Annotated in this window: 22 protein-coding genes and 1 riboswitch; of the genes, 9 read left to right on the top strand and 13 right to left on the bottom strand. The window is 44.5% G+C overall.

Going from position 1 to position 25,894, the window contains the following annotated elements; genetic code table 11:
• Window positions 1-85 precede the first annotated feature (85 nt).
• Window positions 86-307, top strand: a complete 222-nt coding sequence (locus tag BS19_RS07550) for a VF530 family protein (RefSeq protein ID WP_038174404.1) — start codon at window positions 86-88, stop codon at window positions 305-307.
• A 48-nt stretch (window positions 308-355) separates the two neighbouring features.
• Here BS19_RS07550 and BS19_RS07545 read toward each other — a convergent pair whose 3' ends face one another.
• The gene (locus tag BS19_RS07545; protein ID WP_038174403.1) at window positions 356-1,240 is read right to left on the bottom strand and encodes a LysR family transcriptional regulator; all 885 of its coding nucleotides are present in this window, start codon (window positions 1,238-1,240) and stop codon (window positions 356-358) included.
• A gap of 114 nt (window positions 1,241-1,354) precedes the next feature.
• On the opposite strand from BS19_RS07545, the gene BS19_RS07540 reads away from it, so the two are divergent.
• The gene (locus BS19_RS07540) at window positions 1,355-2,026 is read left to right on the top strand and encodes a type 1 glutamine amidotransferase domain-containing protein (RefSeq protein WP_038174402.1); all 672 of its coding nucleotides are present in this window, start codon (window positions 1,355-1,357) and stop codon (window positions 2,024-2,026) included.
• Window positions 2,027-2,146: 120 nt separating this feature from the next.
• Here the strand turns inward: BS19_RS07540 and BS19_RS07535 are convergent, their stop codons facing one another.
• Window positions 2,147-3,628 carry a carboxypeptidase M32 gene (locus BS19_RS07535; RefSeq protein ID WP_038174401.1) on the bottom strand — a complete coding sequence of 494 codons (1,482 nt, stop codon included), beginning with the start codon at window positions 3,626-3,628 and terminating at the stop codon, window positions 2,147-2,149.
• Window positions 3,629-3,815: 187 nt separating this feature from the next.
• Here BS19_RS07535 and BS19_RS07530 point away from each other — a divergent pair, with 187 nt between their 5' ends.
• Entirely contained in the window at window positions 3,816-4,442 is a 627-nt protein-coding gene (locus BS19_RS07530) for a LysE family translocator (protein ID WP_038174399.1), read from the top strand.
• Window positions 4,443-4,503: 61 nt separating this feature from the next.
• Here BS19_RS07530 and BS19_RS07525 read toward each other — a convergent pair whose 3' ends face one another.
• The 7 genes from BS19_RS07525 to BS19_RS07495 form a co-directional block, all read right to left on the bottom strand.
• Entirely contained in the window at window positions 4,504-5,634 is a 1,131-nt protein-coding gene (locus BS19_RS07525; RefSeq protein ID WP_038174397.1) for an RHS repeat-associated core domain-containing protein, read from the bottom strand.
• The gene (locus BS19_RS07520; protein WP_038174396.1) at window positions 5,624-9,316 is read right to left on the bottom strand and encodes an RHS repeat domain-containing protein; all 3,693 of its coding nucleotides are present in this window, start codon (window positions 9,314-9,316) and stop codon (window positions 5,624-5,626) included. Before BS19_RS07520 ends, BS19_RS07525 begins: the two co-directional genes overlap by 11 nt.
• 68 nt (window positions 9,317-9,384) lie before the next feature.
• A complete protein-coding gene (locus BS19_RS07515) occupies window positions 9,385-10,500 on the bottom strand; it encodes a hypothetical protein (protein WP_038174395.1) in 1,116 nt (371 codons plus the stop codon).
• Window positions 10,501-11,238: 738 nt separating this feature from the next.
• Window positions 11,239-11,700, bottom strand: coding sequence for a hypothetical protein (locus BS19_RS07510; RefSeq protein ID WP_038174394.1), 462 nt, complete (start codon window positions 11,698-11,700; stop codon window positions 11,239-11,241).
• Window positions 11,697-12,446, bottom strand: a complete 750-nt coding sequence (locus BS19_RS07505; protein WP_038174393.1) for a winged helix-turn-helix domain-containing protein — start codon at window positions 12,444-12,446, stop codon at window positions 11,697-11,699. Before BS19_RS07505 ends, BS19_RS07510 begins: the two co-directional genes overlap by 4 nt.
• Window positions 12,447-12,814: 368 nt before the next feature.
• Window positions 12,815-14,188, bottom strand: a complete 1,374-nt coding sequence (locus BS19_RS07500) for an alanine/glycine:cation symporter family protein (RefSeq protein WP_038174392.1) — start codon at window positions 14,186-14,188, stop codon at window positions 12,815-12,817.
• A gap of 108 nt (window positions 14,189-14,296) precedes the next feature.
• Window positions 14,297-14,394: riboswitch (glycine riboswitch) on the bottom strand.
• 290 nt (window positions 14,395-14,684) lie between these two features.
• Window positions 14,685-15,023 carry a YggL 50S ribosome-binding family protein gene (locus BS19_RS07495; protein ID WP_038174391.1) on the bottom strand — a complete coding sequence of 113 codons (339 nt, stop codon included), beginning with the start codon at window positions 15,021-15,023 and terminating at the stop codon, window positions 14,685-14,687.
• A 418-nt stretch (window positions 15,024-15,441) separates the two neighbouring features.
• Here BS19_RS07495 and BS19_RS07485 point away from each other — a divergent pair, with 418 nt between their 5' ends.
• The gene (locus tag BS19_RS07485) at window positions 15,442-16,176 is read left to right on the top strand and encodes a chromosome partitioning protein ParA (RefSeq protein ID WP_038174388.1); all 735 of its coding nucleotides are present in this window, start codon (window positions 15,442-15,444) and stop codon (window positions 16,174-16,176) included.
• Window positions 16,177-16,332: 156 nt separating this feature from the next.
• Window positions 16,333-18,123, top strand: a complete 1,791-nt coding sequence (locus BS19_RS07480; protein ID WP_038174386.1) for a putative bifunctional diguanylate cyclase/phosphodiesterase — start codon at window positions 16,333-16,335, stop codon at window positions 18,121-18,123.
• A 75-nt stretch (window positions 18,124-18,198) separates the two neighbouring features.
• Here BS19_RS07480 and BS19_RS07475 read toward each other — a convergent pair whose 3' ends face one another.
• Window positions 18,199-19,305 carry a M20/M25/M40 family metallo-hydrolase gene (locus tag BS19_RS07475; protein ID WP_038174385.1) on the bottom strand — a complete coding sequence of 369 codons (1,107 nt, stop codon included), beginning with the start codon at window positions 19,303-19,305 and terminating at the stop codon, window positions 18,199-18,201.
• 450 nt (window positions 19,306-19,755) lie between these two features.
• On the opposite strand from BS19_RS07475, the gene hppD reads away from it, so the two are divergent.
• The 4 genes from hppD to maiA are packed head-to-tail and all read left to right on the top strand — an operon-like array spanning window position 19,756 to window position 23,623.
• Window positions 19,756-20,829 (top strand): 4-hydroxyphenylpyruvate dioxygenase, encoded by a 1,074-nt coding sequence (hppD, locus tag BS19_RS07470; RefSeq protein ID WP_038174383.1) that lies wholly within the window; start codon window positions 19,756-19,758, stop codon window positions 20,827-20,829.
• On the top strand, window positions 20,822-21,952 hold the full coding sequence (locus BS19_RS07465; protein ID WP_038174382.1) for a homogentisate 1,2-dioxygenase: 1,131 nt from the start codon (window positions 20,822-20,824) through the stop codon (window positions 21,950-21,952). The genes hppD and BS19_RS07465 overlap by 8 nt, the downstream gene beginning before the upstream one ends.
• Before the next feature lie 14 nt (window positions 21,953-21,966).
• Entirely contained in the window at window positions 21,967-22,980 is a 1,014-nt protein-coding gene (locus BS19_RS07460; RefSeq protein ID WP_038174381.1) for a fumarylacetoacetate hydrolase family protein, read from the top strand.
• Window positions 22,973-23,623: a maleylacetoacetate isomerase gene (maiA, locus tag BS19_RS07455; protein ID WP_038174380.1), complete on the top strand. Its 651-nt coding sequence runs from the start codon at window positions 22,973-22,975 to the stop codon at window positions 23,621-23,623. The genes BS19_RS07460 and maiA overlap by 8 nt, the downstream gene beginning before the upstream one ends.
• A gap of 75 nt (window positions 23,624-23,698) precedes the next feature.
• On the opposite strand, the gene BS19_RS07450 is transcribed toward maiA, so the two are convergent.
• The 3 genes from BS19_RS07450 to BS19_RS07440 all read right to left on the bottom strand — a co-directional run bounded on the left by BS19_RS07450 (window position 23,699) and on the right by BS19_RS07440 (window position 25,879).
• A complete protein-coding gene (locus BS19_RS07450) occupies window positions 23,699-23,884 on the bottom strand; it encodes a hypothetical protein (RefSeq protein ID WP_038174379.1) in 186 nt (61 codons plus the stop codon).
• A 170-nt stretch (window positions 23,885-24,054) separates the two neighbouring features.
• A complete protein-coding gene (locus BS19_RS07445) occupies window positions 24,055-25,083 on the bottom strand; it encodes a J domain-containing protein (RefSeq protein ID WP_038174378.1) in 1,029 nt (342 codons plus the stop codon).
• Between the two features lie 127 nt (window positions 25,084-25,210).
• Window positions 25,211-25,879, bottom strand: coding sequence for a YiaD family glycine zipper/OmpA-like lipoprotein (locus BS19_RS07440; protein ID WP_038174560.1), 669 nt, complete (start codon window positions 25,877-25,879; stop codon window positions 25,211-25,213).
• Window positions 25,880-25,894 lie beyond the last annotated feature (15 nt).

Below are 25,894 nucleotides of genomic sequence, written 5' to 3'. Positions count from 1 at the left end.
GTGCAAACAAAACTATAAATTCACTATCTTGGTTCTGTTACACTGCCGATTATCAATAACTCGGTGACGTTAAGAAGAGACTCATATGAGCCAACAGCAACCCAATAACCCTTTGCACGGACTAACACTAGAACAAATACTAGTGCGCTTACAAGAGCACTACGGTTGGAAAGGATTAGATACAGAAATAAAGGTGAATTGCTTTTATAACAACCCATCAGTTAAGTCTTCATTGAAGTTTTTACGTCGCACTCCATGGGCGCGCGCGAAGGTTGAAGCACTCTATATTCAAACCTTTTGTCAGTAAAAACTGAACTCTAGGGGGAGGTAAGTTTAGTATGGTCGATAAGCTCATTTACTCTTGCCAATTGGCGAAGTAATTTAATAAGAACTCAATCGCGAGTTTTGCTCTTTGTGGTAGAAACCTTCGATTTTGATACACGATCCAACTGCTAGACCCTTTCCCCCAATAAGGTTTAAGTACCGGAACTAATTCCCCTGTTTTAAGCTCCTCGATAAAAGTGCTTTTGGGCATGTAAGCGATACCCAAGCCTTCTTTACACGCTTGTACAACCGCGTTGGCATTATTGCTGCGCCACCTGCCATATACTTTCACACCACTGAGCGGCTTTTGGTCTTTGTCAAACACCCAAATATCATTATTGGCGATGATGCAGCTGTGATGTTTTAGGTGTTCTGGATGAGTTGGTGTACCAAATTGATCGAGATAGTGTTGGCATGCAACCGCGGCCATGGGGCGTTCGATTAATTTTCTTGCGATCAGACCAGAATCGTTGAGCTGACCATAGCGAATGGCGAAATCAAAACCGTCTTCGATGAAGTTAACCATTCGCGTGTTAAAACTCATTTCTATGGTTAAGTTTGGGTGCTCTTTGGCAAATGTCATGAGTGCAGGGGCAACATGATTCTCGGCAAACGCTCCTGCGGCACTGACACGTAAGGTGCCACTGAGCTGAGTCTGTTGAGAAGTTAGCTGCTCATTGGCTTGCTTTAGCGCCATGATCAACTCTTTACACTGTTGATAGTAATTGTGCCCGGCTTCGGTGAGGTTGACCATACGGGTAGAGCGAGCCAGCAATTGCGTACCTACTCTTTCTTCTAATCTTGTCACTTGTCGACTCACGTGACTTGTGCTGCAGCCAAGCTGCTTTGCTGCCGCGGAGAAGCCATGAGTCTCGGCAACAGCAACAAATTCATTGATACCTTCAAAACTGTCCATATTTTTATCTTTGCTATATAGAAATAATGTTTTGCTAATGAAGGGTATTATCACTCGTTTGGTTTTTAATTAGTATGGTTAGAGTCAAATAACACCCGACCAAAGGAATAAATTATGAAGAAAATACTTGTAGTTGTGACCAACCATGCAACGCTCGGTAACACGGATCAAGCGAACGGTACCTTCGCTCCTGAACTGACCCATGTTCTAAATGAACTGATTACCGCAGGTTACGACTATGACATTGCTTCGATCCAAGGTGGCAAAGCGCCATTGTATGGAACCGATATGGAAGGGGACACGGTCAATGCCGATATTCTTGCAGATGAAGGCTTCCTAAACCGCATCAATAATACCATTCCGGTTTCTCAAGTGAATGGTGAAGGGTACGATGCTATTTTCTATCCAGGTGGTTTCGGTTTGTTGTCTGATCTTGCGACTAATGAAGAGTTTGCGCAAATTTCGGCCAATCATTATGAAAATGGCGGTGTGATTGCGTCGGTATGCCATGGCCCAAGCGCTCTGTTACCGATTACGTTGAGCACTGGCGACAAGCTACTTGCGTCAAAGTCAGTGACAGGATTCACCCGCGAAGAAGAAGTGGATTTCGGTACCATCAACGATATTCCTTTCCTGTTGGAAGAGTCTCTGGCTCGCAGCGCGGCTCAATACACTAAGGTTCAGCCTTGGCAAGAACTTGTCATTGTCGATGAGCGAGTTATTACTGGTCAAAACCCAGCCAGTGCTCACGGCGTAGGCAAAGCGTTGGTTGATCTGTTGGCGTAATCTCATCAGTACCAAGAGCGCAAATCGTTACTTTTGCGCTCCAAACGTTATCAGAAGGTCACATATTTATGTGACCTTTTTTGTCTGACAAGAACGTCGTCACTTTTCGCTAGTGTTTGATTACAAGTAGCGGTTTTTCAAATGATCTTGAAAATGCTGCGCATTAAGTGTTTCCCCAGTTGCCGATTTCACCAATTCGTCGGTAGTTAGTAAACTTCCTTTGCACCAAATGTTGTCTGACAACCAAGTGAAGATTGGGGTTAAGTCGCCACTTTGAATAGCGCTATCCACATCGACGGTTTGCTTCATTGACGCCATAAATTGAGCCGCATACATTGCGCCCAAGGTGTAACTTGGGAAGTAACCAAACGCGCCGTCCGTCCAGTGAATGTCTTGCATGCAGCCATTTTTGAAGTTGCCTTCGGTTGATAAGCCAAGGTATTGCTGCATTTTCTGGTCCCATAATTCAGGAACGTCAGTGTGCTTGATATGACCATTGATCAAATCACGCTCGATTTCGTAGCGTAAAATGACATGAGCCGGGTAGGTAAGCTCATCAGCATCGACACGGATAAAATCTTTCTTTACTCGAGTATAAAGCTTTTGGAAGTTTTGCTGAGAAAACAGCGCCGAGTCATGATCGGTAAAGTGTTTGCTTGCCAGTTGAGATAGGTGGGCGATAAAAGGTTCGCTGCGGCCAACTTGCATCTCAAAAAATAGTGACTGTGATTCGTGGATCCCCATCGAACGAGCTTCACCAGAAGGCAGGCCCGCCAACGACTTTGGTAGCCCTTGTTCATAGCGTGCATGTCCAGTTTCATGAACGATGCCCATTAATGACTGAACAAACTCACTTTGGTCGTAACGCGTGGTGATACGCACATCGGTAGGAACGCCGCCACAAAAAGGGTGAACACTCTCATCCAATCGACCATGATTAAAATCGAACTGAAGAAGTTTCATGACCTCTAGACCAAGGGCTTTTTGTTTCTCGGTGTTGAATGTTCCTTGCGGCGTCATGAATGGCTCTGACGCTTGTTTATCGATCACTTGGTCAATCAATTCCGGCAACCAAGTTTTCACTTGACCAAAAATGTTGTCGAGGGACGCTGAACTGGTACCAGGTTCATAGATATCAAGCATGGCGTCGTAGGGTGCTAGCCCATTGGCCTCTGCGCGGATTTGAGCCTCTTCTTGCGATAATTTAACCACCTCTGCCCAGTTTTTCTCAAAGCCTTGCCAATCGTTGTCACCGCGTTGGGTTCGCCACGCGTGTTCACATTTTGATCCCGCCAGAGATTTTGCTTGCACTAGTGACTCGGGGAGCAAGTTGGCTTGTTGCCACTGACGTTTGAGCTCTCGCAGGGTGGCTTGTTCAGTGCCATCAAGGTTCTCATTGTCAGCTTGCGCAAACCACTCTTCGAGTTGAGGTTGAGTTTGTAATGAGTGAAGGTGCACTGACAGCTCTGCCATCGCTTCACTGCGCGCTTGGTTTCCGCCCGCTGGCATAACCGCGGCTTGGTCCCAGCCACAAATTGCTGCTAGGTGATTAAAGTGAGAGATTTTTTGTGCATGTGCTTTTAATTGATTGAATGCGCTCATCGTTCGCCTTCCGTGACTATATAAAACCTTGAGTCTATCAACCTATTGCGGTAACACCAAGCCGCTCAATCGCGATATTAATTCCCTTAATTAATAGGTTAGATAATAGTGTCGGTAATTAAATGATTGACCCGTTAAGCTAAGTATGACAATAAAGAGTGAAAACAAATCAGGGAAGTAAGCTGCTGTGATAGAAAATTTTGAAGCGTTTTTGATCGCCATTACTATTTTAACGTTAACTCCGGGGTTAGATACTGCGTTGGTATTACGCAATTCATCGCGCGGTGGTTTTGCCGATGGTTCAACAACCAGTTTGGGCATTTGCTTGGGGTTATTTGTCCATGCCACTTTTTCTGCGATTGGTATTTCGGCCATCTTAGCGCAATCGGCTGAACTATTTAATGCAGTAAAAATGGTGGGTGCGGCGTACTTGATTTGGCTTGGCGCAACAACACTCAAGAGTGTTTGGAAGGGCGAACTTGGTACGGTTAATACGCAAGCCCAGCAACGTCAATTGAACTTAACGCGTTCACTACGCGAAGGTTTTCTGTCGAATGTACTTAATCCGAAAACGGCCGTGTTTTATCTTGCATTTTTACCACAGTTTATCAATCCAGAAGGCTCAGCTTTTTTACAGTCATGCTTAATGGCCAGTATTCACTTTGTCATTGCGATGGTGTGGCAGTGCGGTTTAGCCGGGGTGCTTAACTCAGCCAAGAACTTATTGCAAAGTTCAACCTTTATGAAGCGTATGGAAGCTACCACGGGTGTTGTGTTGGTGGGTTTAGGCGTGAAGTTGCTGATTGAGGAATAACTTTCTGTATTGAGCATTGATTGCAAACAGCCAGAGTTTTCGCTCTGGCAGTTTAGTTTGGTTATGAAAGAGGGAGCTGGCGAATCACACGTTGAATATCATTGCCATACTTGATTCGTTGACGCGTTTCTTCCAATGCATACATCTGCGTTTTCTTGGCCGCGGGGTTGGCGCTTCTTCCTTCCATCACGCTATTGCCAGTCGAAGATTTTTCATCATCCAATCGTCCAGGAATTGTCTTCACGCTCGACCAGCCAAGGCTACCAATCGATCGCGCTGTCATGATTCCTTGGTAGATGGTATAACCTCGAGCACTGACTTTTACCTGGCCAAGAAGAATTTTAGTGTAGCCGCCGTGAATAGGTGCAGGGGTATAGGTCATGGTTTTTCCTCCCTGAATCATTTTTGTTGCAATAACTTGGCCTTCAGAGTTACCCAGTCGCATCGCAGGGTTAGTTTTGCGCGCCCATTCTAAGTTGTAGTCTCCAGAGGGACTGATTTTATTCCACAGCCGCGAGCCAAGACCAGGTTGAGTGACGTCGTCTAATGCGCCTCCTGCTTTAATCCAACGAAGATTTTGTACCGATTTGTACGCTGAGTACCCGCCGCTAACAATGCCAATGATATCGAAAGGAATCGTGGCAATATCTAATTTGCGTGATATGTCGCCGTCATCGATGACTCCCGATGCTATTTGAAGAGCACCACCAGTCGCGCCAGCAAGACCACCAATAATGCCGGCAGCCAATACTAAGCTCGAACCACCAGTTGGTGCCGCTAAAGCGATACCGATAATGCTAGTGACAACGCCGAAAACGCCGAACAGTATTTTACTGATATTGAGATGACCACTGGGGTCGGTAAAGTTAATAGGATCGTTATGGCAGTAAACGTAAGCGTTATGTCCACCTTGGTTAAAAGGCGCTAAGCTATCGGGCGCGTTGAAACGCATCAGTTTCGGCTGATAGATACGATAACCTTGCCCTAAGTGGTAGCCTTCAAGAATAGGGTCGAGCCATTCGCCATTAAATCCTAATCCATAAGGTGAACGGGTCATTGACTGTGCCATCGCCAATCGAACTGAGGTAGGAAGTAAAGACACACCCCCAACCACTGCTGCCGTTTGGCCTATCTTGACTAAGAACTCTCGTCGGTTTAACGGAGTAATTAACATCGATTCGTTATGCTTCATTGTTATTCTCCGCTTGGTCGCGTTGTCCGAAAGGAGAGTAGCGGTACACTGCACCAGTTTGCCCAGGTGCGTTGTCTGCCACTACTGAGCCATTTTGATCGGTGGCTAACAGAGAAACTGCGCTGCCTTGCTGTGACCATTTAGGTAAGCCATCGTGATAGACGTAGTTTGTGACGTGTCCATTGTGTTTAATTGAGCAAAGGTCGTTCCACAGGTATTCAAAATCGCGAGATTCATTGCTCGATCGCTGATGCACGAGGCGGTCATTACTGTCGTACTCGTAGCCCCAATCAATGCCATTTGTGTTGACGTTTGCCAACCGGTCAAAGTTGTCATACTCAAGCAGTCTTCCCTCGGCATCTTGAATCATATTGCCATTCGCATCGTAATGGATGTCAATTGATTGGGCGAGCGTTGGGTGTGTGTGGCTAATACGTGTTAACTGGCAAGGATCATCAGACTCATAGTAGAAAGTGGCGAGATCTTGTGCTTCAGCGGTTTGGCAACGCTGAGTTTGCATATTACCTAACAAGGCATAATCCCATTCAATACAAGTGAGGGGTTGACTCCAATCACTCATCGGGCCATTACCCAGAAAGGTCACTTTGGTCAGTTGGTTTAGCTCATCGTAGGTGTAGTTTTCGGTGACCTCACCGAAGGTTGCGCATGTTTTGCTGCGAGAGGCGACCAAGCCAAGATCGTTGTAAGTTTGCGATTGCTCAAAAATATAGTGATCATTTAGCGCGACAGCCCGATTGATTTCTCTGCTGTAGTTATCCCAATCAATTTCGGTGATTTGAGTTTGGCCTGCTGAGACCAGTTGCTCGACGATGATACGGTCAAACTGATCATATTGATAAGAGAGCGTAGCAGCATCAGTACTGAGTTTAACTAATCGACCGAGCTCATCGTAACGATACTGACGGTGTTCGTCGTCTGTTTGGATAGATGAAATTACGCCTCCCGGAGAGTAGGTGTATTGTCGAATATTATTATTGTTGATCTCTGTTTCTGGTAAGCCCGTTGGGCTATAAGTAATACTGCTTTTACTGCCGGCGTTATCAAAGCTTTCGGTAGGCAGTCCTGAGATTTTATCATAGCGATATTCGGAGCTTTGACCACCACAGGCTTTGCTACTTAGTTCGCCTAACTGAGTATCTCTGGTAAAGGTTCTCAATGGTGATGATAAGCTTGATTCAAACTCTGGAATATTGCTGCTGTCACTATATGTCCATTCTAGAGAGGGCAGAGGGCTTGAACCACGGTAAAGCGAGAGAGGGCGGCCTAGACCATCCACGTCGCGCCATCCGACAAGTTGTTCGCCAATTTTGACCTTTGCAACTTGTGATTGATCGGTGTGCGCAGCATATGTAATTTGTTGCGACACTTGATTAGCTTGCTTGATGTTAATGACGCGATCAAAGTGGTCATATGAGTAGTGAGTGGATTGATTGAGTGGGTTCGTTTCTTGCTCTAATCGCCCCCATTTGTCGTATTGATAACGCCAGCTTTGGCTACCTTGTTGTTTGTGCTCTTCTAACCCCCAGTTGTTCAAGGTACTGACCGTGAGTTCCAGGCCTTCAATGCCTTGTGTTTTTTGTCTACTGGCGAGGTTGTTAAATTCAATCTGACGACATCCGTTGGCAAGTACAGTGGCCTTTACTTGTCCCCAATCATCATATTGATAGGTTTCGGTCTGTGTCACGGATATTGTGCGATCATTTATATCAGGAAGGGTATCGAAGGTACTTTTGCTTTTAATTCGACCTAGCTCATCGTACTCTTTCTGCCAGACTAACGTGTTGCCTATCTTGGCATTGAGCTCTCGACCCTGGCCATCCCAGCTTTGTTCGCATTGATTACCTTTACAATCTGTCAGCACCATGATCTGACGCGCATCGCCAGTGTCAATCGTGTATTGATAACTGCGTGAAGCACTGCCTTCAATGCTTTCTTGAGTGATACGGCGCAAAGAATCATATTGAATTGAACTGCGGATGCCATCTGCGTCGATGTGATGTGACAGTTCACCAATGTATAGGTAATAGCCAACGACTAAGTTAGTTTGGTTGTCGTCATGACAGATTAATTGTTGATGCTCTTCTATTGTTTCGCTATTCAATACATATTGGTAGTTCGTGGTTGTTGAGTAGCGACCGTTTGGATGAAGAATGTCATTTTTGATTGAAGCCAGTCGGCCCAACGAGTGTATTTGGTCACTTTCGGTATGATAGTGATAATGACTTTGATAGCGCTGGTGGGCATCTTCGAAGATCAATACGACATTGTCATGCTGGTTTGTTCCCGCAATCGTGGTGTACTGGTAAGAAATTTGGCGTGTATCTGTGCCATTAGTCAGCATTCTAGATTTTACAAAATTGGCCATGCCAGATGGGGACGCAGGGCAACCCGTTTCACCATCGGGCGCATAGTATTGATACTGTTCGGTGATGTTGTTTTCGTCAGTAAATAACAGCATATTTCCATACTTGTCATAGATCCAGAATCGAACCTGAGTATGACTGTCATTATCCATTTGCCATGTTTGTTGCTCTGTATCGATTAATGCGTATTGAGCAGGTTGATCGGCAAACGATGTGTTATCGAGCGCAGGATAACCGAGCTTTTTACAATGGACGGTTTGACGGTTAACAATGCGTTCTTCTTCAATCAGCAAATGGAACTGGTTGTAGGTTTGTTTAGTCTTTATCTCACCATTCTCTATTTTGCTAATTTGGTAAGTGTAAGCAACCCCTCTCTCTAATAGGTTATCGATGCCTTCACTTAAACTTCCTCCCGATACGCCAAAACCCATGAAGTTGTGATCATCTCCTCCGACGCTATCATATTGAGTGGTGATAACAGGTGAGTTACGCGTAAGTACGTTATGTTGCGTGACGGCAGGTAGGTAGCTGTTGGCATCGACTCGAATCCCATCGGCGACATAGATGAGTTGTTCTTCCAATCCGCATGGATGAGTAACATTTTTGATCAGGTTAAAGCTGCCGATAGATTGATAAACAAAGTCATAACTTCCCACGTCTTCAGGTAGGTGACATTGAACCAACTCTTGATTACTTAAGATAAGGGAGAAATAGGCTTCATGAATAGTCCCCATATTGGTAAAGAAATTGACTCTAGAAGTGTTTGGGTAAGTGATCAGTAGCAACGGTGAAGCTTGAGAGGTTCTATCGTCCCACACTTTACTTAGGCGTTTACCGTCGCCGATATTCAGCCACAAAAAATTCAGCGCATGACCATCGTTTTGGATGATTTTTTTGATATAGCCCTTGCTGTCTAGAATGTCTTTGCGGCCATTACGATAGGTAATTTGGTAACCATTAGTGTTTGCTGAAACCGTGAAGTCTAATAACTTTTTATAACGAATGTTGAGCTGATAATTTGCGGTTAATTCTGCGCGATACGATTGCCCGTTGGCAAGGTACAGCTGCTTTTGCTCGATATCATAGCGAGGAAGATTCAACGTCCAGCCTTGGCCAAAGCCGAGATTTTCGCTGCTGTAGGGTGAAAACTGAATCGAAATATCTAAGTTCGGCCCTTTTAACCAATTGCCGAGTAGCGAGCCCAGTAATATTTGATAAGAATAGCTTCGCGTTCTCTGATCGACGCCACCTAAGCAATAACTGTCAAAGTTAAATGCATTTGAAGTCCAATTAGACATATTTTATCCTTTAAATAGAGGGAATTAGCCCGGTTCTTCTGGGCTAAAACTAGTGTTCCCAGCAATTGTTATTGGCTAACGAGGTTCCATTGGGTGTAGTCCCAACGTTGACCACCGTCAGTAAACTCACTTTCTGGATAAGTCAGTTTTAAGGGGGCTTTATTGCCATATTGGTCAAATGCGATAAAGCGATACTCACTTTGAGTGTCGTTTTGAGAGGTATTCTGAGTTGAATAGAGAAGTTTGCTTAGGGTGACCGAGCGAAGCTTTTGGTTGACTCTCCACTTTGCAGTGCGGCTTTCACCTGCGGCGCTGTTCCACACATATTCGTGAGTTACGGTGCGTTCCTGGCCTGGTGTAAATAGGAAGCCTTTGACAGACTTAAACCCCTCTGGACAATCACTGTAGCAACCAAGCCATTGGTCATTTAAAAATTCATTATCGTGGTTTGACTCTTGCCAATTATCTGTAGAAACCTTAACCAGTCGTAAAGATGGGTCGATAGGGGTAATATAGAAATTACGAACTTCGGCATACGAAAAGTAGAAATCATCGTAGTCTTCTTCTTCCCATACTTTTTCGCCTTCACCTAGTTCAGCGAAATCATTCGCTGTGTATACAACCGGTTGGACCGCTTGATAGATAGCATTCTCATCGTATGGATGTGCACAGCTGTCATAAGTTGTGTTGTTGTCAAATTGTATTCGAGCGCACACGGCTCTGTATTGGGCGACTTCTGTACTGTATACCCAAGCCGTGATCAGGTTCTGCGGGGTAGATAAGAGGCGTGAAGTTGGTAGGCTCTTAGCGTATTGGTAACTAGTGCCCATTTGGTGAACGTAATCATTTTCACTGTAGGTGTACCCCCAACAATCGCGACGGTAGGAGCAGTCTTGGTCTTTGGTCAGTTCGATATTGGTACTTTTTATGTAAAATGAAAGCGAGTTTCTTACTTCTTCATCGTTAACGCTCACCGGATTGCCGTAGCCATCAGAAAAACTGACAGTAACGTTCAACTTCGACTGCATTTTCCCGTTAGCAAAAAAGGGCATCGGGACGTTGTTGCTTTCGCTGTGGTCCGCTGATAAATCGAGTTCGACTTGATAGTCACTATTGATAGCAGCGAAAGTCGAGTTTGTGAATAGAAAGAGTATGAGTAATAAATACGGTTTTAAATTGAACATTGGCGTTCCTTTTTTTTGTTTGGTTTGTATTGTTATCAAATTAGGTCGTTAATGTTTTTATTTCAGTGGTTCGGATAAATGTTGACTATTTTGACTTGGAATATAATTAGGCTAAACGCAAAGAATAAAATTGTAAATTAAATGAAAATAATGCCGTTTGATAAGGTTTGTTGATTATTTTATTTAAAATTCAATTGGTTAATAATTTTATCAGAAGTAATTCAGATGAATTCAATAGTTTTTTGTTGATTTCTTTTTTTAGTCAATTTTTTTCAAATGTTTTTATAAATATTTATATGATTTTAGTTCGCTATTATCTACATATGCGAAAATCTTTTAGGTATAAAAGATAGAGTACTATTAAAAAGTTAGTTTTTAATATATTGAAAAAATTAATGAGGATTTTATGAAGTGATTACTATATGTTAATGTAAAAATCGTACTTCCATATACACGCAAGTAAATGTAAAGAGAGGTTTTTAATAATGTCTCATTTATCAATGTCTTATTTAGTATAAGTTTTATTAGGATTGTCTGTTATTTGATTAGCTATGGTTACACCCTTGCAAGTATGAATAAATGATTAGATTCAAGAAGACTAGGAAAGCTTGTCAAGAAGCGTTTAGTACTCCAATTAAGTAATTTCGATGTGCTCTTGCCAGAAGTTTCAGACTCGTTGTCATACTGAATTATGTGTAATTTTCAGTGACTGAACTCGACACCTTTAGTTAAACTAATCTACCGTCTGGCATATAGCATCGTCCTATCATTGTTCGAGTTCTTTAATATCATAAAGACATGGTTTGAATATAATATTTTGATGTTGAATTGCTTTGGTTCATCATTGAAGACTAGATAAGGCGAGAGCATTTTGTCATAGAGGGCTGGCTCGAGTTCTTGAATAGAAAGTAAGTTGACCGTACCAGTTACAAGAAAACTGGAATCAGATTGAAGCAGTGAAATTCCTTTAAAACTAAGCATGATGGGAGTGGCTAGTGATTCATCTTGCAAAGAAGTAAGTTGAGTAATTTTATTATTGTTGACACGTGTCAGGCCGTCGCTACGTAATATATGTTCGCGAGGAATCATGTCGACCACACGGTGGTAGTACTGCACATCTTGTACTTTTGAACCATACGGCCAAAACCAGATGGCCGCGAAAAGTGCGCTAGAAGCGACAATAGCCAGATAAGGCTTCATAATTGTTCACTAGCGATGAATTGTTTTATGCTGCTAGACGCTTGTGCAAACTTTTCTTGAGTGTAAAACACATTGATAGATTTTTTTGTCTGCTTATTTAGCCATGAAATCGAGGAATATTGTTCGTTTTCTTCAATATAAACAACACATGGGCATTGGTTTTCTTGCAATAGTGATCTCAGCTCGCTTGAGATTGGTAGATTGGGCTCCGTGTAAACTTCAAGTGAGCCAATGGCATTGGATACTAAGCGATTGTTATGCTCTATATCCTCATAGTGTCGATAAAACTTGCTCTGCGCTAAAAAAGTCGCACCAATCAGCAGCGTTAATGCAATCAAGTAGCATAAGAAATCACTATAGTGTCGAAGTGAGAGAAAGGTTGGGTGGGAGAGAAGGCATTTTGATTGAGCAATGGATGAGGTCACGGTAGAAGAGGCGGCGATATCAGATGGCTCTATATAAACCGTTCCTTCAATCAGTCGATAACCGACTTTTGGCACTGTGACAATCGGTGACTCTTTTACTCCCAATCGGATAAATGCTCGCCTGATAATACTGATACTTTTAGTTAATGATGTTTCACCAATCATTTCATTTTCCCATCCATGTAACAGCAAAGTTTTCTTTTTTATAAGATTGGGAGAATGGTTAATCAATAAATTGAGTATACGAGATTCTCTATAGCCAACGAGAACCGAGTTCTGTCGATTGGAAAGCGTACTCTTAATAGGGTTATATGTAATCATGTGACGTTGCTCTAATTATAATTATACTAAACAATGTGTTTAGTTTCGCGGATAGTAAGTGCTGTAGTCAACCATAATTAGGCATAGTTTTAGTGTTTGCTCCAATATTATAATTGCTGTGATTAATTAGGAGCCATGATAGATGTATAGTCATGTGGTCTGAGTTGGCTGTATTCTGATAAGAGATAAGAGATAAAATTTAAATATATGCGTCAGCTTATTATAGACAACAGCCCTAAGCCAAGCTGGCCTAGGGCTGTAAAATATCAAAGACTCGCTATCGAATAAACTGTCATACTGCTGTGTTTAATGAACCATCGTCATTGGAACCATAGCGTATGAGAGCGTGATGGAATTCAATGTGCATCTTACACTTTCACTGGCTCAATATTCTTTGATGATGACACCGATGAAAAGAAGCATTTGGTTTCCTCTATTACAACATGACGAAGGGCAATCAAACCGATCAAGTTTGGAATCGCCATTAATCCGTTGACGATATCGGCAATGACCCAAATCATATCTAAGTGAAGGAATGCGCCAGATGCGACTAAGCAAACATAAATCAATTTGTAAGGTAACACCGCTTTGGTGCCTAATAAGTACACGACGCAACGTTCGCCATAGTAGTTCCAGCCTAAAATAGTTGTGAACGCAAAGAACATTAACCCGATGGAAACTAGCGTTGGGCCAATGGTGTCTGAATTTAAGCCCACGGCAAAAGCATGCGTCGTCATTGCCGCACCTGCAAACTCACTCTGCCAGGCGCCTGTTAGGATCAGAGCAAGGCCAGTCATAGTACAGATGATAATGGTATCAAAGAAAGTCCCCGTCATTGAGATAAGGCCTTGCTTAACACAAGAGTCTGTTTTTGCTGCGGCTGCTGCCATTGGCGCGCTGCCTAGACCAGATTCATTGGAGAATACGCCGCGCGCAATACCCGATTGAATCGCGAGCATGATGCTTGCCCCCAAGAAGCCGCCAGTTGCAGCTGTCGAAGTGAAGGCTGAAACTAGCACCAACTCAACCGCATCAAACAGTTTATCGGCATTCATGATGATGACACTTAAACAGGCCAGCACGTAAAACAGTGCCATGGTCGGGACAACTTTGCCCGCCACCTTTGCGATGGATTGGATACCACCTAAGGTGACAAATGCCACGAGAAGAGTAAGCACCGTCGCTGAGATCTCACGTGATAGTCCAAATGAAATCTCGCTTGCATCAAGGATAGCGTTAACTTGCGGGAAAGTACCAATACCAAAGCAGGCAACCCCCAAGGCAAAGACTGCAAACATCACCGCCAGTGCTTTAGAACCAACACCATACTGAAGGTAGTACATCGGGCCACCGATCATCTGACCTTTGTCGTCTACTTTGCGGTATTTGACTGCCAGTAAGCACTCAGCATATTTGGTTGCCATGCCGAACAAAGCCGCTAGCCACATCCAAAATAGGGCGCCAGGGCCGCCGAGTTTAATGGCAGTCGCCACACCGACGATATTTCCCGTTCCTATCGTTGCTGATAGAGCAGTACAGAGCGCAGCAAAGCTTGATACGTCACCTTGTTTATTGGAATCGTCTTTACTAAAGACCATCTTAAGGGCAGTAGGAAGGTGTCTAAACTGAAGTAAGCCTAAACGAAAAGTGAAGTAAACACCGGTTCCGACTAATAAAATCAGTAGTGGTGGGCCCCAGACAAAATTGTCGATGGTAATAAGTAAAGTGTATAGGTTATCCATGATTTCCCCTTAATTGATAAAACTAAATTTAAGGAGAAGAGGGAAAGCGCAGAGATCGGGATCTCTGAAAAGCGATAGACAGGCTAAGCCAACTAGCGGATTAGATCTTTCCACTCCTCTGTCCTTTTGCCTGAGAGTTTCACTTTACGGGCGTAAAGCTTGCTCCTTCGGCGACCGATTAAACGGTTCTCTCCAGAGGTTCCTCCAACAACAGTCCACGCTACCTAGGTAGCACCTGAAAGATTTACTTCTTCGGTAGGTTATTCTGATCAAATGTTAACATTTGGTTAATAACCACTCTCCTGCTGTCTTCATCGGAACAATTGCTCGAAATGTGAGCAAAAGTTGGTCAATAGCGCTACAACGTATTGACCAGTGAACTTTATCACTTTTTATTATGTTTTCAACAAAAAGTTTGAACTCAGTCATGATTTTTGATGATCAAAAAAATAGCGCCATTTAGGCGCTATTCTAGAGGTAACTTTGCCACAACTGGTTAGAAGTAATTGGCGTCCATCAGTTCGCTGGCGTTTGCTGTTTTTACTTCTGCGCGCGCTTCTAGCCATGCAATTACTTGCGCTTTTTGTTCTTCAGTGACGTCGACATAACGCTCTTTCGCACACAAAAAGCCTTCAAACACTTCTAGGCCGCCGCCGCCGAAGCAAAGGTCTAGGCTGTCGATATAATCAATGAAATCATCGACAAATACATCGTAACGCTCAAAGTCGTTGATGTTTGTTTCGCAGCTAACTTCAAAGCCCAACATAGCAAATTCGCCTACGAAGAGTTTCTTTTGAATACGACGTTTTTTATTGTCTGTTTTAAATGGTTTCATGACTTGGCCTCACTATGATTTAGCCGCTCTTTATACATGATATTGTTATCACAGCCAAACAAAATGCTAGCAGCTTGGTGTGATGCGCTGGTTTTTTAGCCATGGATAAAATCAACCTGACGGTATGTCACCTTTTGAACCAATTAATTTAATCATCACCAAGGGTAAAACTACGCTACCCTGACTATTTTTGCGTAAAAATGGTATAAAGTAGAAACAGTGAGCCGAGCTAAGGAGAGTTTATGACCAGGTTGCTTGCAATAGTATTTCTAGCTGCAATAGCATTTGTGTTAATCCGGTATCGCACCAGTGAAAAATTACAAAAATATGTCGTGATTACACTCATCTCAGGCTTTTTAATTTATGCCGCAACATTGATGATCACCGAACTGATACGTTAACCCTCAGGAGTGTTTAAGTGAACCAACAGACAGACAACCAAGACGATGAAAATGTGGTGGTAATAGAGGAGCGCGATAACAAAACGCTGCTTTATATCGTCATTGCTGGTGTTCTTGGTCTTGCTCTGGGTGGGCTACTCGGTTCTACCTTAACGGCTCAAAAGTGGCAATCGACCTACTTGACGCTTGAAGAGCAATACCAGTCTCTGGTTAAAGATAAGCAGCAGCTGGTCGCCAAAGTTGAACAGAAAGTGGCTCAAGTCGATAACGAAGTGGAGCAAAAACTGCAGCAAGCGATCATCGATCAACAGCAGAAACACAAAGTCGAGGTTGATAATCTTCAGCAGCAGTTGACTGAGTTAGAAAAAGAAAACCTGTCACTGGACGAACAGGTGAATCAACAAAAACAACAGCTGACTTCGGTAAATTCACAGAATACTCGTTTAAATCGACAAGCTGATATGCAGGTTACTCTGCTTGAGCGTTCACGAGAATTGTTTCAACAAGAGCTAAAGGTAAAACAAGAGCTAGAAGCCTTAGAGCAAGAGCGTGAGTCCTTGGCTCCGAAAATTATCCAACTAAAAAAAGAATGTGACCTTTTTCTAGAGGGGACATCTTGGGATGCCAAATCAGATGCATGTGATAAGCAAGACGAAGCATCTTCACGCTTGAGCCAAGTAGAACAGATGATCCGTGTTCACCAACTCGATTTAAAACAGATCGATGCACTTTCGGAAGAGCTCGGTTTGTGAAAGGAGTCGCTGAGTAAAAGCGACCTTATCTGAGTAAAAAACGTCTCACTTTTGAGGCGTTTTGCTTTTTTGCAACACAGAATTCTGCTTTTCAGCCAGACACTGTCTCAAATTACGCTACTGTTTATAGTAATGCACAGTTGATCAAGGCAGGACATGCAACTGTTTAAAGTATCTGAAGGAATGCAATTGATAGCCTATATCGCCTATTTAGTGGTGGTAGGTCTAATGGCGTATGCGCTCTTATCTCAACCTCATCCGTGGCAAATGGCCTATTACGCCTTCCCGTTTTTTTTACTGTTTGCTTTGTACACTCCAAACGTATCTTTGAAACATGTCTTCGCATTTGCCGCTGTTGCACTGTTTATGTTGGGCGGATTGATTCAACCCTTCCAGCTTAGCGTAGTCAGAGAGTGTCTATTCTTTTTACCGTTATGTTATATCGTCCTTTTCCCAGGTTCGTTGTGGCCCATTGCTGTGTGCGCAGCTCTGATTAACGTTTCCCTTTATCAACTGCCAGTGTCTGACTTTGAATGGTTTGTATCGACCTCAATAGAAGTCACTGTCATTACGGTATTCGCCACGTTAATGACTTACTTTTATGTTAAAACACGTCAGCAAGCCGATAAGTTTAAAACAGATAGCCAAACGGACTACTTAACCAAGTTACCTAACATGAATGCCTTCATCGAAGATATTGAGCGAGTTAACGCCGATAGCGCTGCCAACTTCGCTTTGATTCAGGTTGGTCTTGAGGGGTTTAAGAGTGTCAATGACCGACTTGGCTATCGTTACGGCGACGATCTGCTAGTGGCGTTTGCTCAGCACGTGAAAAACATTGTTGCGGACAGTGGCAGAGTGTACCGCTTTGGCGGGGATGAGTTTGTGATTTTACTTGAGAGCCACGAATTGGCGCACAAGTTAGATGAGGTTGTCGATGAGTTAACTCGTTATGATCGTCTTATGTTCCAAGTTGATAATACCTCACATCGTTTAGCTTACTGTCTTGGGGTTGCCCTAGCGAAAGATGCACTCGGTAACCATGAGGTATGGGCTAAAAACGCCGACTTTGCCTTGTTCAAAGCTCGATCGGAAGGGGCGGGCGCGGTGTGTTGGTTTGATGATGAGTTGCTTAGTGAAATCATTCGTCAGCATCAGATTGAGACAGAGATTAAATCGGCATTGATCAGTAAGCAGTTCGTGCTGTTATATCAGCCGAAAGTGTCAGTCCAGAGTACGAAAGTGGTGGGGGCTGAAGCGCTTTTGCGTTGGAACCACCCTCAACTTGGGCCGATTTCGCCAGCCGAGTTCATTCCTATCGCAGAGAAAACCACGCAAATTGTTCCGGTTGGTCACTGGATCATTTATGAAGCGTGTCGTCAGGCCAAACAGTTTAGTGATCAAGGGTTAGCCGTATGTGTTGCCGTGAATGTTTCTACGGTGCAATTTGCTCACTCCGATCTGTTTGAAGTCGTGTGTAAAGCGCTCAAAGAAACACAACTTCCTTCACATTTACTGCAGATGGAGATCACCGAATCGACGTTAATGAGCGACCCACAGCACATCACGGATATTTGTCGTCAGCTGCGTGCGATAGGGGTGTCGATTGCTATTGACGATTTTGGAGTTGAGTACTCAAGCCTTAAGTATTTGAAGCAGTTACCGGTTGATGTGATTAAAATCGACAAGTGTTTTATCGATCATTGTGCCTCTAGCCATTCGGATCGTGTCTTGCTACGGACAATCATACAAATGGGTCGCAGTTTGGGTATCAAGTTAGTTGCTGAAGGCGTCGAGCATCAACAACAACTGGATGTATTGCGCGAAGAGGTGTGTGATCAGTATCAAGGCTACCTCTTTTCTCGGCCACTGAAGTTTGAAGAGTTTGTTTCAATGATGAAAGAAGAGGCGCGCCAAGACCGACGAGTTAAACTGACGAAAGAGTAAGGCTTACAAGGATGGATAAACAAAAGCCGCCTCAGTAGTTAGGCGGCTTTATGATTGCAACAGTCAGCTTATGGCTTAATGAGTCAGGTAATGCTCAACGAATTGGGTGATTTTCACCATGTCATCGATAGCAATAAACTCTTCAGTAGTATGAACTTTTGCCATTCCAGTTGAAATGTTGACCGTGGTTAGCCCTTTGGCATTGAAGTTATTGGCGTCACTACCGCCGCCAGTGCCTTTGGTGAACGGGGTGGCACCTATGGCTTCGAAGGACGCTTTAATTGTTTCGATGTGTGGATGATCATCGGCAATGACAAAAGCGTTATAAGCGCGGCTCGAGTCAATATTGACCTCGGCGCCATGTTTGATAACTGCAGCTTGGAACGTTTCCACCATATGCTTGACTTGCATACTTAGCTTATCATCATTGAGAGAGCGCGCTTCTGCGACCACTTTAAGTTCTGGCATTACAATATTGGTCGCATTACCGCCTTGAACAATACCAATATTAGCCGTGGTTTCTTCATCGATACGTAACAATTTCATTTGTGAAATAGCGTCAGCTGCCACCTGAATGGCACTGATACCTTCTTCAGGAGCCAGACCTGCATGGGCAGGGCGGCCGATATAGTTAGCGACAATCTTTTGTTGTCCCGGCGCTGCATTGATTATCGTACCAATCGGACCGCCACTATCGAGTACGATGGCTTTGTCTGATTGGATATAAGACATATCAAAATGCTGTGAACCAAACAGCCCACCTTCTTCGTGAACGGTAAAAGCGATTTCTATCGTTTTGTGATTAAGATTTTGCTCTTGGATCGCGCGCACAGCTTCGATGATGGCCGCAATACCAGATTTATCGTCGCCGCCAAGAATGGTATTACCCTTAGAGCGAATAATCCCATCTTCAATGACAGGTTCAATGCCAATGCCCGGAGTTACCGTATCCATATGACAGCTGAAAACGACACTATCAGGTCGCTCACCCTCTAGGCGTGCGTAGATATTAAAACCGTTGGAAATCGCTTCAGGTACAGGCAATTTGTGGACGTCAAAGCCAAGTTCACCTAACTGCTCAGCCAAAGCTTCACCAATACGTTTTTCGTTGCGAGATTCACTGTCAATTTTGACTAACTCAAAGAAGTGATTCATCAGGCGTTGGCGATTAATGGTTGTCATTGTTCTACCTCATTCAGGAACAGAGGCCAATAACATAGCGATCTGCGGTACTGGAGAGCATGCGCTATATCAATCTATTGTTGCTTTTGGCGCTGTTTTTAACAAGCGATAGCAAAGGTCAATATTGGCTCGTGGAGTGATTGATTGGGGCAATGACAGCGCTTTCAATCAAGCAAAGAGTGACGAAATGGGCAGGATGTAAGTTGAGCTAAAGTAAATAAAACAGCGTAAACGACCAAGTCGATGTAATTGTAAAAAAATCGTTACTCGAATGGTGTTGTTTAAAGTTTTGATATTTAGCGATATTTAACCGATTGTTGCTTGTGTTTTACACTTTAAAATAACATTTATTTAACAGTAAATTAAACGTGATAGGTTCATTTTTTCACCCGCTTGAGCCAAATTATGAGGAGTGGACACGGCAGTGATTTCAATCATAAGGGAATAAAAATGAACGAAGTGTATAACCCATTAGGTACCGATGGATTTGAGTTTGTCGAATATACGGCCTCTGATGAGAAAGGAATCCAAGATCTTAAACAGTTATTTGGCTCTCTGGGGTTCGCTGAAGTTGCTAAGCATCGTTCAAAAGAGGCCTGGTTATATCGACAGGGGGATGTGAACTTTATTGTCAATGCACAACCACACAGTCAAGCGCATGAGTTTGCTAAAATTCACGGTCCATCAGTGTGTGGTATGGCATTTCGTGTCGCTGACTCGGCGGCTGCGATGCATCACGCGATAGCGCATGGCGGTGAACCGTATGTGACCGAAGTTGGTCCAATGGAATTGAGCATTCCTGCTATTTACGGTATCGGTGAAAGTTTGCTTTACTTTGTCGACCGCTATCAAGACGGCAGCATCTATGATGTTGATTTCCGTTTCTATCCTGACGCACAACAGCGTTTAGCGAGCATGGATGTTGGCTTGCTTGAGATCGATCATCTTACCCACAACGTTTGCCAGGGCAACATGAGTGTGTGGTCTGGGTTTTATGAACGTATTGGTAACTTTAAAGAAATTCGTTACTTCGACATCGAAGGCAAACTTACTGGCCTCGTTAGCCGCGCAATGACAGCGCCATGCGGCAAAATACGCATCCCAATCAACGAGTCTTCCGATGATAAGTCGCAAATCGAAGAGTTCATTCGTGAATACAACGGCGAAGGTATACAACATATCGCATTGAGTACTAATGATATCTACAAAACAGTGCAAACTTTGCGAGAGCGTGGAATGGCATTTATGCCAACACCTGACACCTATTACGAGAAGATCAACAGTCGCGTCGAAGGGCATAGCGAAAATGTAGATAAGTTGCGTGATCTGCAAATCTTAATTGATGGTGCCCCGATGAAAGATGGCATCTTATTGCAGATTTTCACTCAAACCGTGATTGGTCCGGTGTTCTTTGAAATCATTCAGCGCAAAGGCAATGAAGGTTTCGGTGAAGGCAATTTTAAAGCGCTATTTGAATCGATTGAAGAAGATCAAATTCGCCGTGGAGTACTCGATAATGCATAAGTGGATTACATTCCCTCATCGGGAGGGAGTGTGCTCCAAGCAGGCGCATGCTGACTTCCCGCAACAAGCGATTTATGAACGAGAAGCAGGGCGCAGTGGCTTTTTTGGCCCGGCGTCCCACTTTCACCATCAACATGCGCCAACAGGGTGGAGTGAATGGCAGGGCGAATTAAAACCGCGCGCGTTTAACTTTAATCAGGTCGAGCAGTCAGTGCAGAGTTCGCCTTGGGCAGTTCCTCATCTGCTGCATAACACAAACTGTAAAGTTCGCGTGTGGAAGCTCGACACTGCGATGGATCACTTGGTGCGTAATGCTGATGGTGATGAACTGCTGTTTATCCATCAAGGCAAAGCCGATCTTTTTTGCGATTATGGTCACCTAGAGGTGGTTGAAGGGGACTATGTGATGATTCCTCGTTCGACCAACTGGCGCCTTGAGCCTCAACAGCCAATGTTCGTACTGATGATCGAGAACACCGATGCGGCGTACACCTTGCCCGAAAAAGGCATGGTCGGCAATCACGCCATTTTTGATCCTGCCGTGCTTGATGTGCCCTCAATCGATCAAGCGTTTAAAGATCAATACAGTGAACAATCGACCCAAGTTCACATCAAACGTCATGAGCAAGTCAGTGTGGTGACGTACCCTTTCAATCCTCTGGATGCGATTGGTTGGCATGGTGATTTGTCGGTTGTGCGTGTGAACTGGCGTGATATTAGACCGCTGATGTCGCATCGCTATCATTTACCACCATCGGCGCATACTACCTTCGTTGGTCAAGGGTTTGTGATCTGCACATTTGTCCCGCGGCCGATTGAAAGTGATCCGGGCGCGTTAAAAGTCCCGTTTTATCATAACAACGATGATTACGATGAAGTGCTGTTTTACCACGCAGGAGACTTCTTTAGCCGTGACAATATTGAAGCCGGAATGGTGACCTTCCATCCTGCTGGCTTCACGCATGGGCCGCACCCCAAAGCGTTCAAAGCAGGTCAGGAATACAAGAAAAAGTTCACTGATGAAGTGGCGGTGATGATCGACACTCGCCATGCTCTTCAGTTTAGCGAGCAAGCCAAACAAGTTGAAAACAAACACTATGTGTATAGCTGGCAAGCAAAATAACCAAGGGAATGAGTATGAAGTTAGCCACCCTAAAAAATAATAGTCGCGATGGCTTGTTGGTCGTCGTCAGTAAAGATTTAACCAAGTGTGTCGCGGTGCCAGACATCGCGCAAACCATGCAATACGCCTTGGACCATTGGCAACATGTTGAAGCGCAATTGAGTGAAATCTATGTCGCGCTCAACAATGGTGAATTGCTCCATGAAATGACGTTTACCCCTTCGTCGTGTGAATCGCCACTGCCGCGTGCTTACCAGTGGGCTGACGGTTCGGCTTATGTTAATCATGTCGAGTTAGTACGCAAAGCGCGTGGTGCTGAGATGCCGCCAAGTTTTTGGGAAGATCCGCTGATGTATCAAGGTGGCTCGGACGCATTTATAGGGCCTTACGATGATATACCTGTGGCGAGTGAAGAGTGGGGGATCGATTTCGAAGGTGAAGTCGCGGTGATTACCGATGATGTTCCTATGGGAGTGTCGGCGCAAGATGCGGCTAAATCCATTCGTTTACTTATGCTCGTTAACGATGTTTCGCTGCGTGGCCTTATTCCGAATGAACTTGGTAAAGGGTTTGGCTTCTTTCAATCCAAACCGTCGTCGGTATTCTCGCCAGTTGCCGTGACACCTGATGAACTAGGGCAAGATTGGCATGGTGCGAAAGTGCATCTGCCGCTACTGAGCTATTACAATGAACGTCCGTTTGGTTGCCCGAATGCTGGTATCGATATGACGTTTGATTTTGCGCAGCTCATCGCTCATGCAGCGAAGACGCGACCCCTTTGTGCGGGGGCGATTATCGGCTCAGGAACGGTGTCGAACAAACAGGGCACCGAGTATGGTACGGCGATATCCGAAGGGGGCGTTGGTTATTCATGCATTGCCGAAGTGCGCATGATAGAAACCATCCGTGATGGTTCACCTTCAACCGCGTTTATGAAGTTTGGAGACCGGATTAAAATGGAAATGAAAGATCGCCATGGGCACTCCATTTTTGGTGCTATCGATCAACAGGTTGTGAAGTATGAGTGAGCGGATTCTCTATGGCTATTGGCGCTCATCGGCTGCCTACCGAGTCAGAATCGCGCTCAACCTTAAAGGTTTAAGTTATGAGCAGCGCAGTGTCCATTTAGTTAAAAATGGTGGCGAGCAACACAGCGGCGCGTTTAAGCAGCTCAACCCGAATCAATTGGTGCCAGTGTTAGTCGATGGCAAACTATCGCTTAATCAATCACTGGCAATCATCGATTATCTTGATGAGACCTATCCTCAGGCATTGTTAACGCCAACTGACCCCGCGCGCCGTTATCTGGTTAAGGCGTTGGCGCAGGATATTGCAGTTGATATCCATCCTCTCAATAATTTACGCGTGTTGCAGTATTTAGCGGGAACATTGGAGGTGTCTGACCACGACAAGTCTCAATGGTATTCACATTGGGTTGAGTTGGGGTTTGAAGCGCTTGAAAAACGACTGCAAACCACGCACGGACATTATTGTGTTGGCGATGATGTCTCTTTAGCGGATGTCTGCCTAGTGCCTCAGGTTTACAATGCTAGGCGCTTTAATATCGAATTAACAGCGTATCCGACCATTTGTCGCGTTACCGTGTCACTTAGTGAGTTGCCTGCTTTTGCCAAAGCAGTGCCAGAGCAACAGCCTGACGCCAGTGAATGATAGCTTGTGTCAAAAAAGCAAAAAGCCACCGATTCGAGGTGGCTTTGTTCGTCTTTGTTTCATCAACAGTGCGAGTTAGCGTGATGCGCTGATTTGGCGCTCTCTGTGTTGTAACTCAGCAATGTTAAATTGGCGCACATCCAGTGTCGCGAGATCATTACACTCTTGGCAAGAGTGGTGACTTTTACCGTCCACATAATTGTGTTTGGTCAGCATACTAGGTTTTTTACACCAGTCGCACATACCTTCAATCTTAAACATAGAACTCTCCCCACCTTTATTGATTAGGTGTTCATTTCGCGACGTATTATGCCATGCCACCGCTTATTAAGTTAATTGTTTGTTATCGGTAATGGGAGAGTGATCGATTGCGCTGCCTTTTAATTTCGACTGTGCCGGAAAGTTAATACAAGGGAAATGCGAATTTGTAACTATTTGTTAACGTTTTTTAGGATGATTTTTAAAGCTTGGTTCAAACGCTTCATCTCGTCTTCACTGCCTTTCAAGTCAGGATGATAAATTTTGCTGAGCTGCTTATAGCGCACTTTTATCAGTTTTTCGTCGGGGATCTGTGCCGGATGAAAACCAAATACCGCGCATGCGATGTGAAGCGGATTGTCTTTGCTAGGCGCTGTTGACGTGGCTGAACTGCCTGCAGTCTGGAGTTTCTTAATGTGGCGATATAGGGTTTCAAGTTGACGCTTTTGTTGAGCCAGAGTTTGGTCTTTTCGTTTTAAATCGCGTTCCATTTTTAGCTGTTGGCGCTGCTGGTCATTATCACTCACATGGACGGTTTGTTTGAGTTTGTGGTTGCTTCGCAACAAGCTGACGACGGCAATAGCACCAAGTAGCAGTAGCGAGAGCAACGCGTATAACGTGGTATTTTCGCTTTGTTGGCTGTTTGACACCGACTTGGCGTTCGGGCTCAGCTCTATTTGCTCAGCGTCGAAGGCCACTTCCAATTGGTCTAAAGTGGCGACTTGTTGTGCGCGGCGGTCATTAAATTGCTGCTCAAGTACGCGCGCGTAATCATCTTCAGCTTGAGGATTATTTTTTGCCGCTTCTTGATACCACAGCTCGGCGAAATCTAAGTGATTGGTTTGTTGAGTCAGTTGTTCATAAACTTGACCAAGTAGCGCTGGCGCTTGGTCATTGCCTAGCATCGCCGCTTTAGTCAGCCAAAAAATCGCACTTTCCATATCTCGGTTTGTGCCAGTACCATCAAGATAAGACTGACCAAGGTTTAGTGCAGCCGTTTGACTGCCATTGCGCGCGGCTTGTTGATACCAATAAAATGCATCGCTATCGGATTGTGCGACACCTTGTCCGCGATCATACTTCTCGGCCAGCTCTAGTTGTGCATGAACATTGTTGTTTTGGGCACTTTGCTGCAGTTCCTCCAAGGTTTGAGCAGCACTCGATAATGAGAGGGTTAACAGCAGGTAGGGAAGTCGTCGCAATGTAACCTCAGATGCTAAAAAGATAAATTATCTGTTTAGTATATCAACTCGCCCAGTAAAATAGGTATAAGGTGTAAAAAAATGGCTTCCGAAGAAGCCATTTAGAGATTATCTTTTTTACACTTAACTATTTAAGCGGCAAAATTTGAATTTCGACACGACGGTTACATGCTCGACCATCCGCAGTGCTATTGCTGCAAAGTGGGTAACGTTCGCCATTACCACGCGCAACGGCACGGCCTGTGGCGACACCTTGTGACACTAAGTATGCGCGTACCGACTCAGCACGGCGCTCAGATAGAATTTGGTTGGTCGTATCGCTGCCTGTGCTGTCGGTGTGACCATCAATCACTAAGCTTGTGTCTGGGTATTCGACCAAGATACGCGATACACCGCGCAATGTTTTATGAATGCTAGTGTCTAGTTGGTAAGAGTTAGTTTGGAAACCGATGCCGTTCTCAAGCCGAAGCAGCAATTGGTTTTCGCCGACGCGCTCTACTTGAACGCCTGAATCGAGGAGTTCTTTACGCAGAGCCGCTTCTTGTTGGTCAAAGTAGTAGCCAACACCGCCACCGACAGCTGCACCACCCGCAGCACCGATCAATGCATGTTGACGACGCTCTTTTGCATCATCACCTGTTGCAAGGCCTACTGCCGCGCCTGCAATGGCACCCAGTAAAGCTCCTTGAGCGGCAGAATTGGTTTCTGTCTCACCTGTTGTCGCGTTTTGGCGTTGTGTTGCCTGACAACCAGAAAGGGCGATAGCGACTGCTAGTGCAAGCGTAATTTTTTTCACGTTAACATCTCCATG

The organism is Vibrio pacinii DSM 19139 (assembly GCF_000711795.1).
In the GTDB taxonomy this organism is placed as follows: Bacteria; Pseudomonadota; Gammaproteobacteria; order Enterobacterales; family Vibrionaceae; genus Vibrio; species Vibrio pacinii.
This window is presented reverse-complemented; position numbering and strand designations above follow the sequence as displayed.

Bases quoted from the DNA above. Each gene is read 5' to 3' on its own strand.
- BS19_RS07465 (WP_038174382.1), top strand. From the start codon at position 20,822: ATGCATAAGTGGATTACATTCCCTCATCGGGAGGGAGTGTGCTCCAAG.
- BS19_RS07460 (WP_038174381.1), top strand. From the start codon at position 21,967: ATGAAGTTAGCCACCCTAAAAAATAATAGTCGCGATGGCTTGTTGGTC.
- BS19_RS07515 (WP_038174395.1), bottom strand. From the start codon at position 10,500: ATGTTCAATTTAAAACCGTATTTATTACTCATACTCTTTCTATTCACA.
- BS19_RS07505 (WP_038174393.1), bottom strand. From the start codon at position 12,446: ATGATTACATATAACCCTATTAAGAGTACGCTTTCCAATCGACAGAAC.
- BS19_RS07550 (WP_038174404.1), top strand. From the start codon at position 86: ATGAGCCAACAGCAACCCAATAACCCTTTGCACGGACTAACACTAGAA.
- BS19_RS07450 (WP_038174379.1), bottom strand. From the start codon at position 23,884: ATGTTTAAGATTGAAGGTATGTGCGACTGGTGTAAAAAACCTAGTATG.
- BS19_RS07535 (WP_038174401.1), bottom strand. From the start codon at position 3,628: ATGAGCGCATTCAATCAATTAAAAGCACATGCACAAAAAATCTCTCAC.
- BS19_RS07475 (WP_038174385.1), bottom strand. From the start codon at position 19,305: ATGACAACCATTAATCGCCAACGCCTGATGAATCACTTCTTTGAGTTA.
- BS19_RS07510 (WP_038174394.1), bottom strand. From the start codon at position 11,700: ATGAAGCCTTATCTGGCTATTGTCGCTTCTAGCGCACTTTTCGCGGCC.
- BS19_RS07540 (WP_038174402.1), top strand. From the start codon at position 1,355: ATGAAGAAAATACTTGTAGTTGTGACCAACCATGCAACGCTCGGTAAC.
- BS19_RS07480 (WP_038174386.1), top strand. From the start codon at position 16,333: ATGCAACTGTTTAAAGTATCTGAAGGAATGCAATTGATAGCCTATATC.
- maiA (WP_038174380.1), top strand. From the start codon at position 22,973: ATGAGTGAGCGGATTCTCTATGGCTATTGGCGCTCATCGGCTGCCTAC.
- BS19_RS07520 (WP_038174396.1), bottom strand. From the start codon at position 9,316: ATGTCTAATTGGACTTCAAATGCATTTAACTTTGACAGTTATTGCTTA.
- BS19_RS07500 (WP_038174392.1), bottom strand. From the start codon at position 14,188: ATGGATAACCTATACACTTTACTTATTACCATCGACAATTTTGTCTGG.
- BS19_RS07525 (WP_038174397.1), bottom strand. From the start codon at position 5,634: ATGAAGCATAACGAATCGATGTTAATTACTCCGTTAAACCGACGAGAG.
- BS19_RS07495 (WP_038174391.1), bottom strand. From the start codon at position 15,023: ATGAAACCATTTAAAACAGACAATAAAAAACGTCGTATTCAAAAGAAA.
- BS19_RS07545 (WP_038174403.1), bottom strand. From the start codon at position 1,240: ATGGACAGTTTTGAAGGTATCAATGAATTTGTTGCTGTTGCCGAGACT.
- hppD (WP_038174383.1), top strand. From the start codon at position 19,756: ATGAACGAAGTGTATAACCCATTAGGTACCGATGGATTTGAGTTTGTC.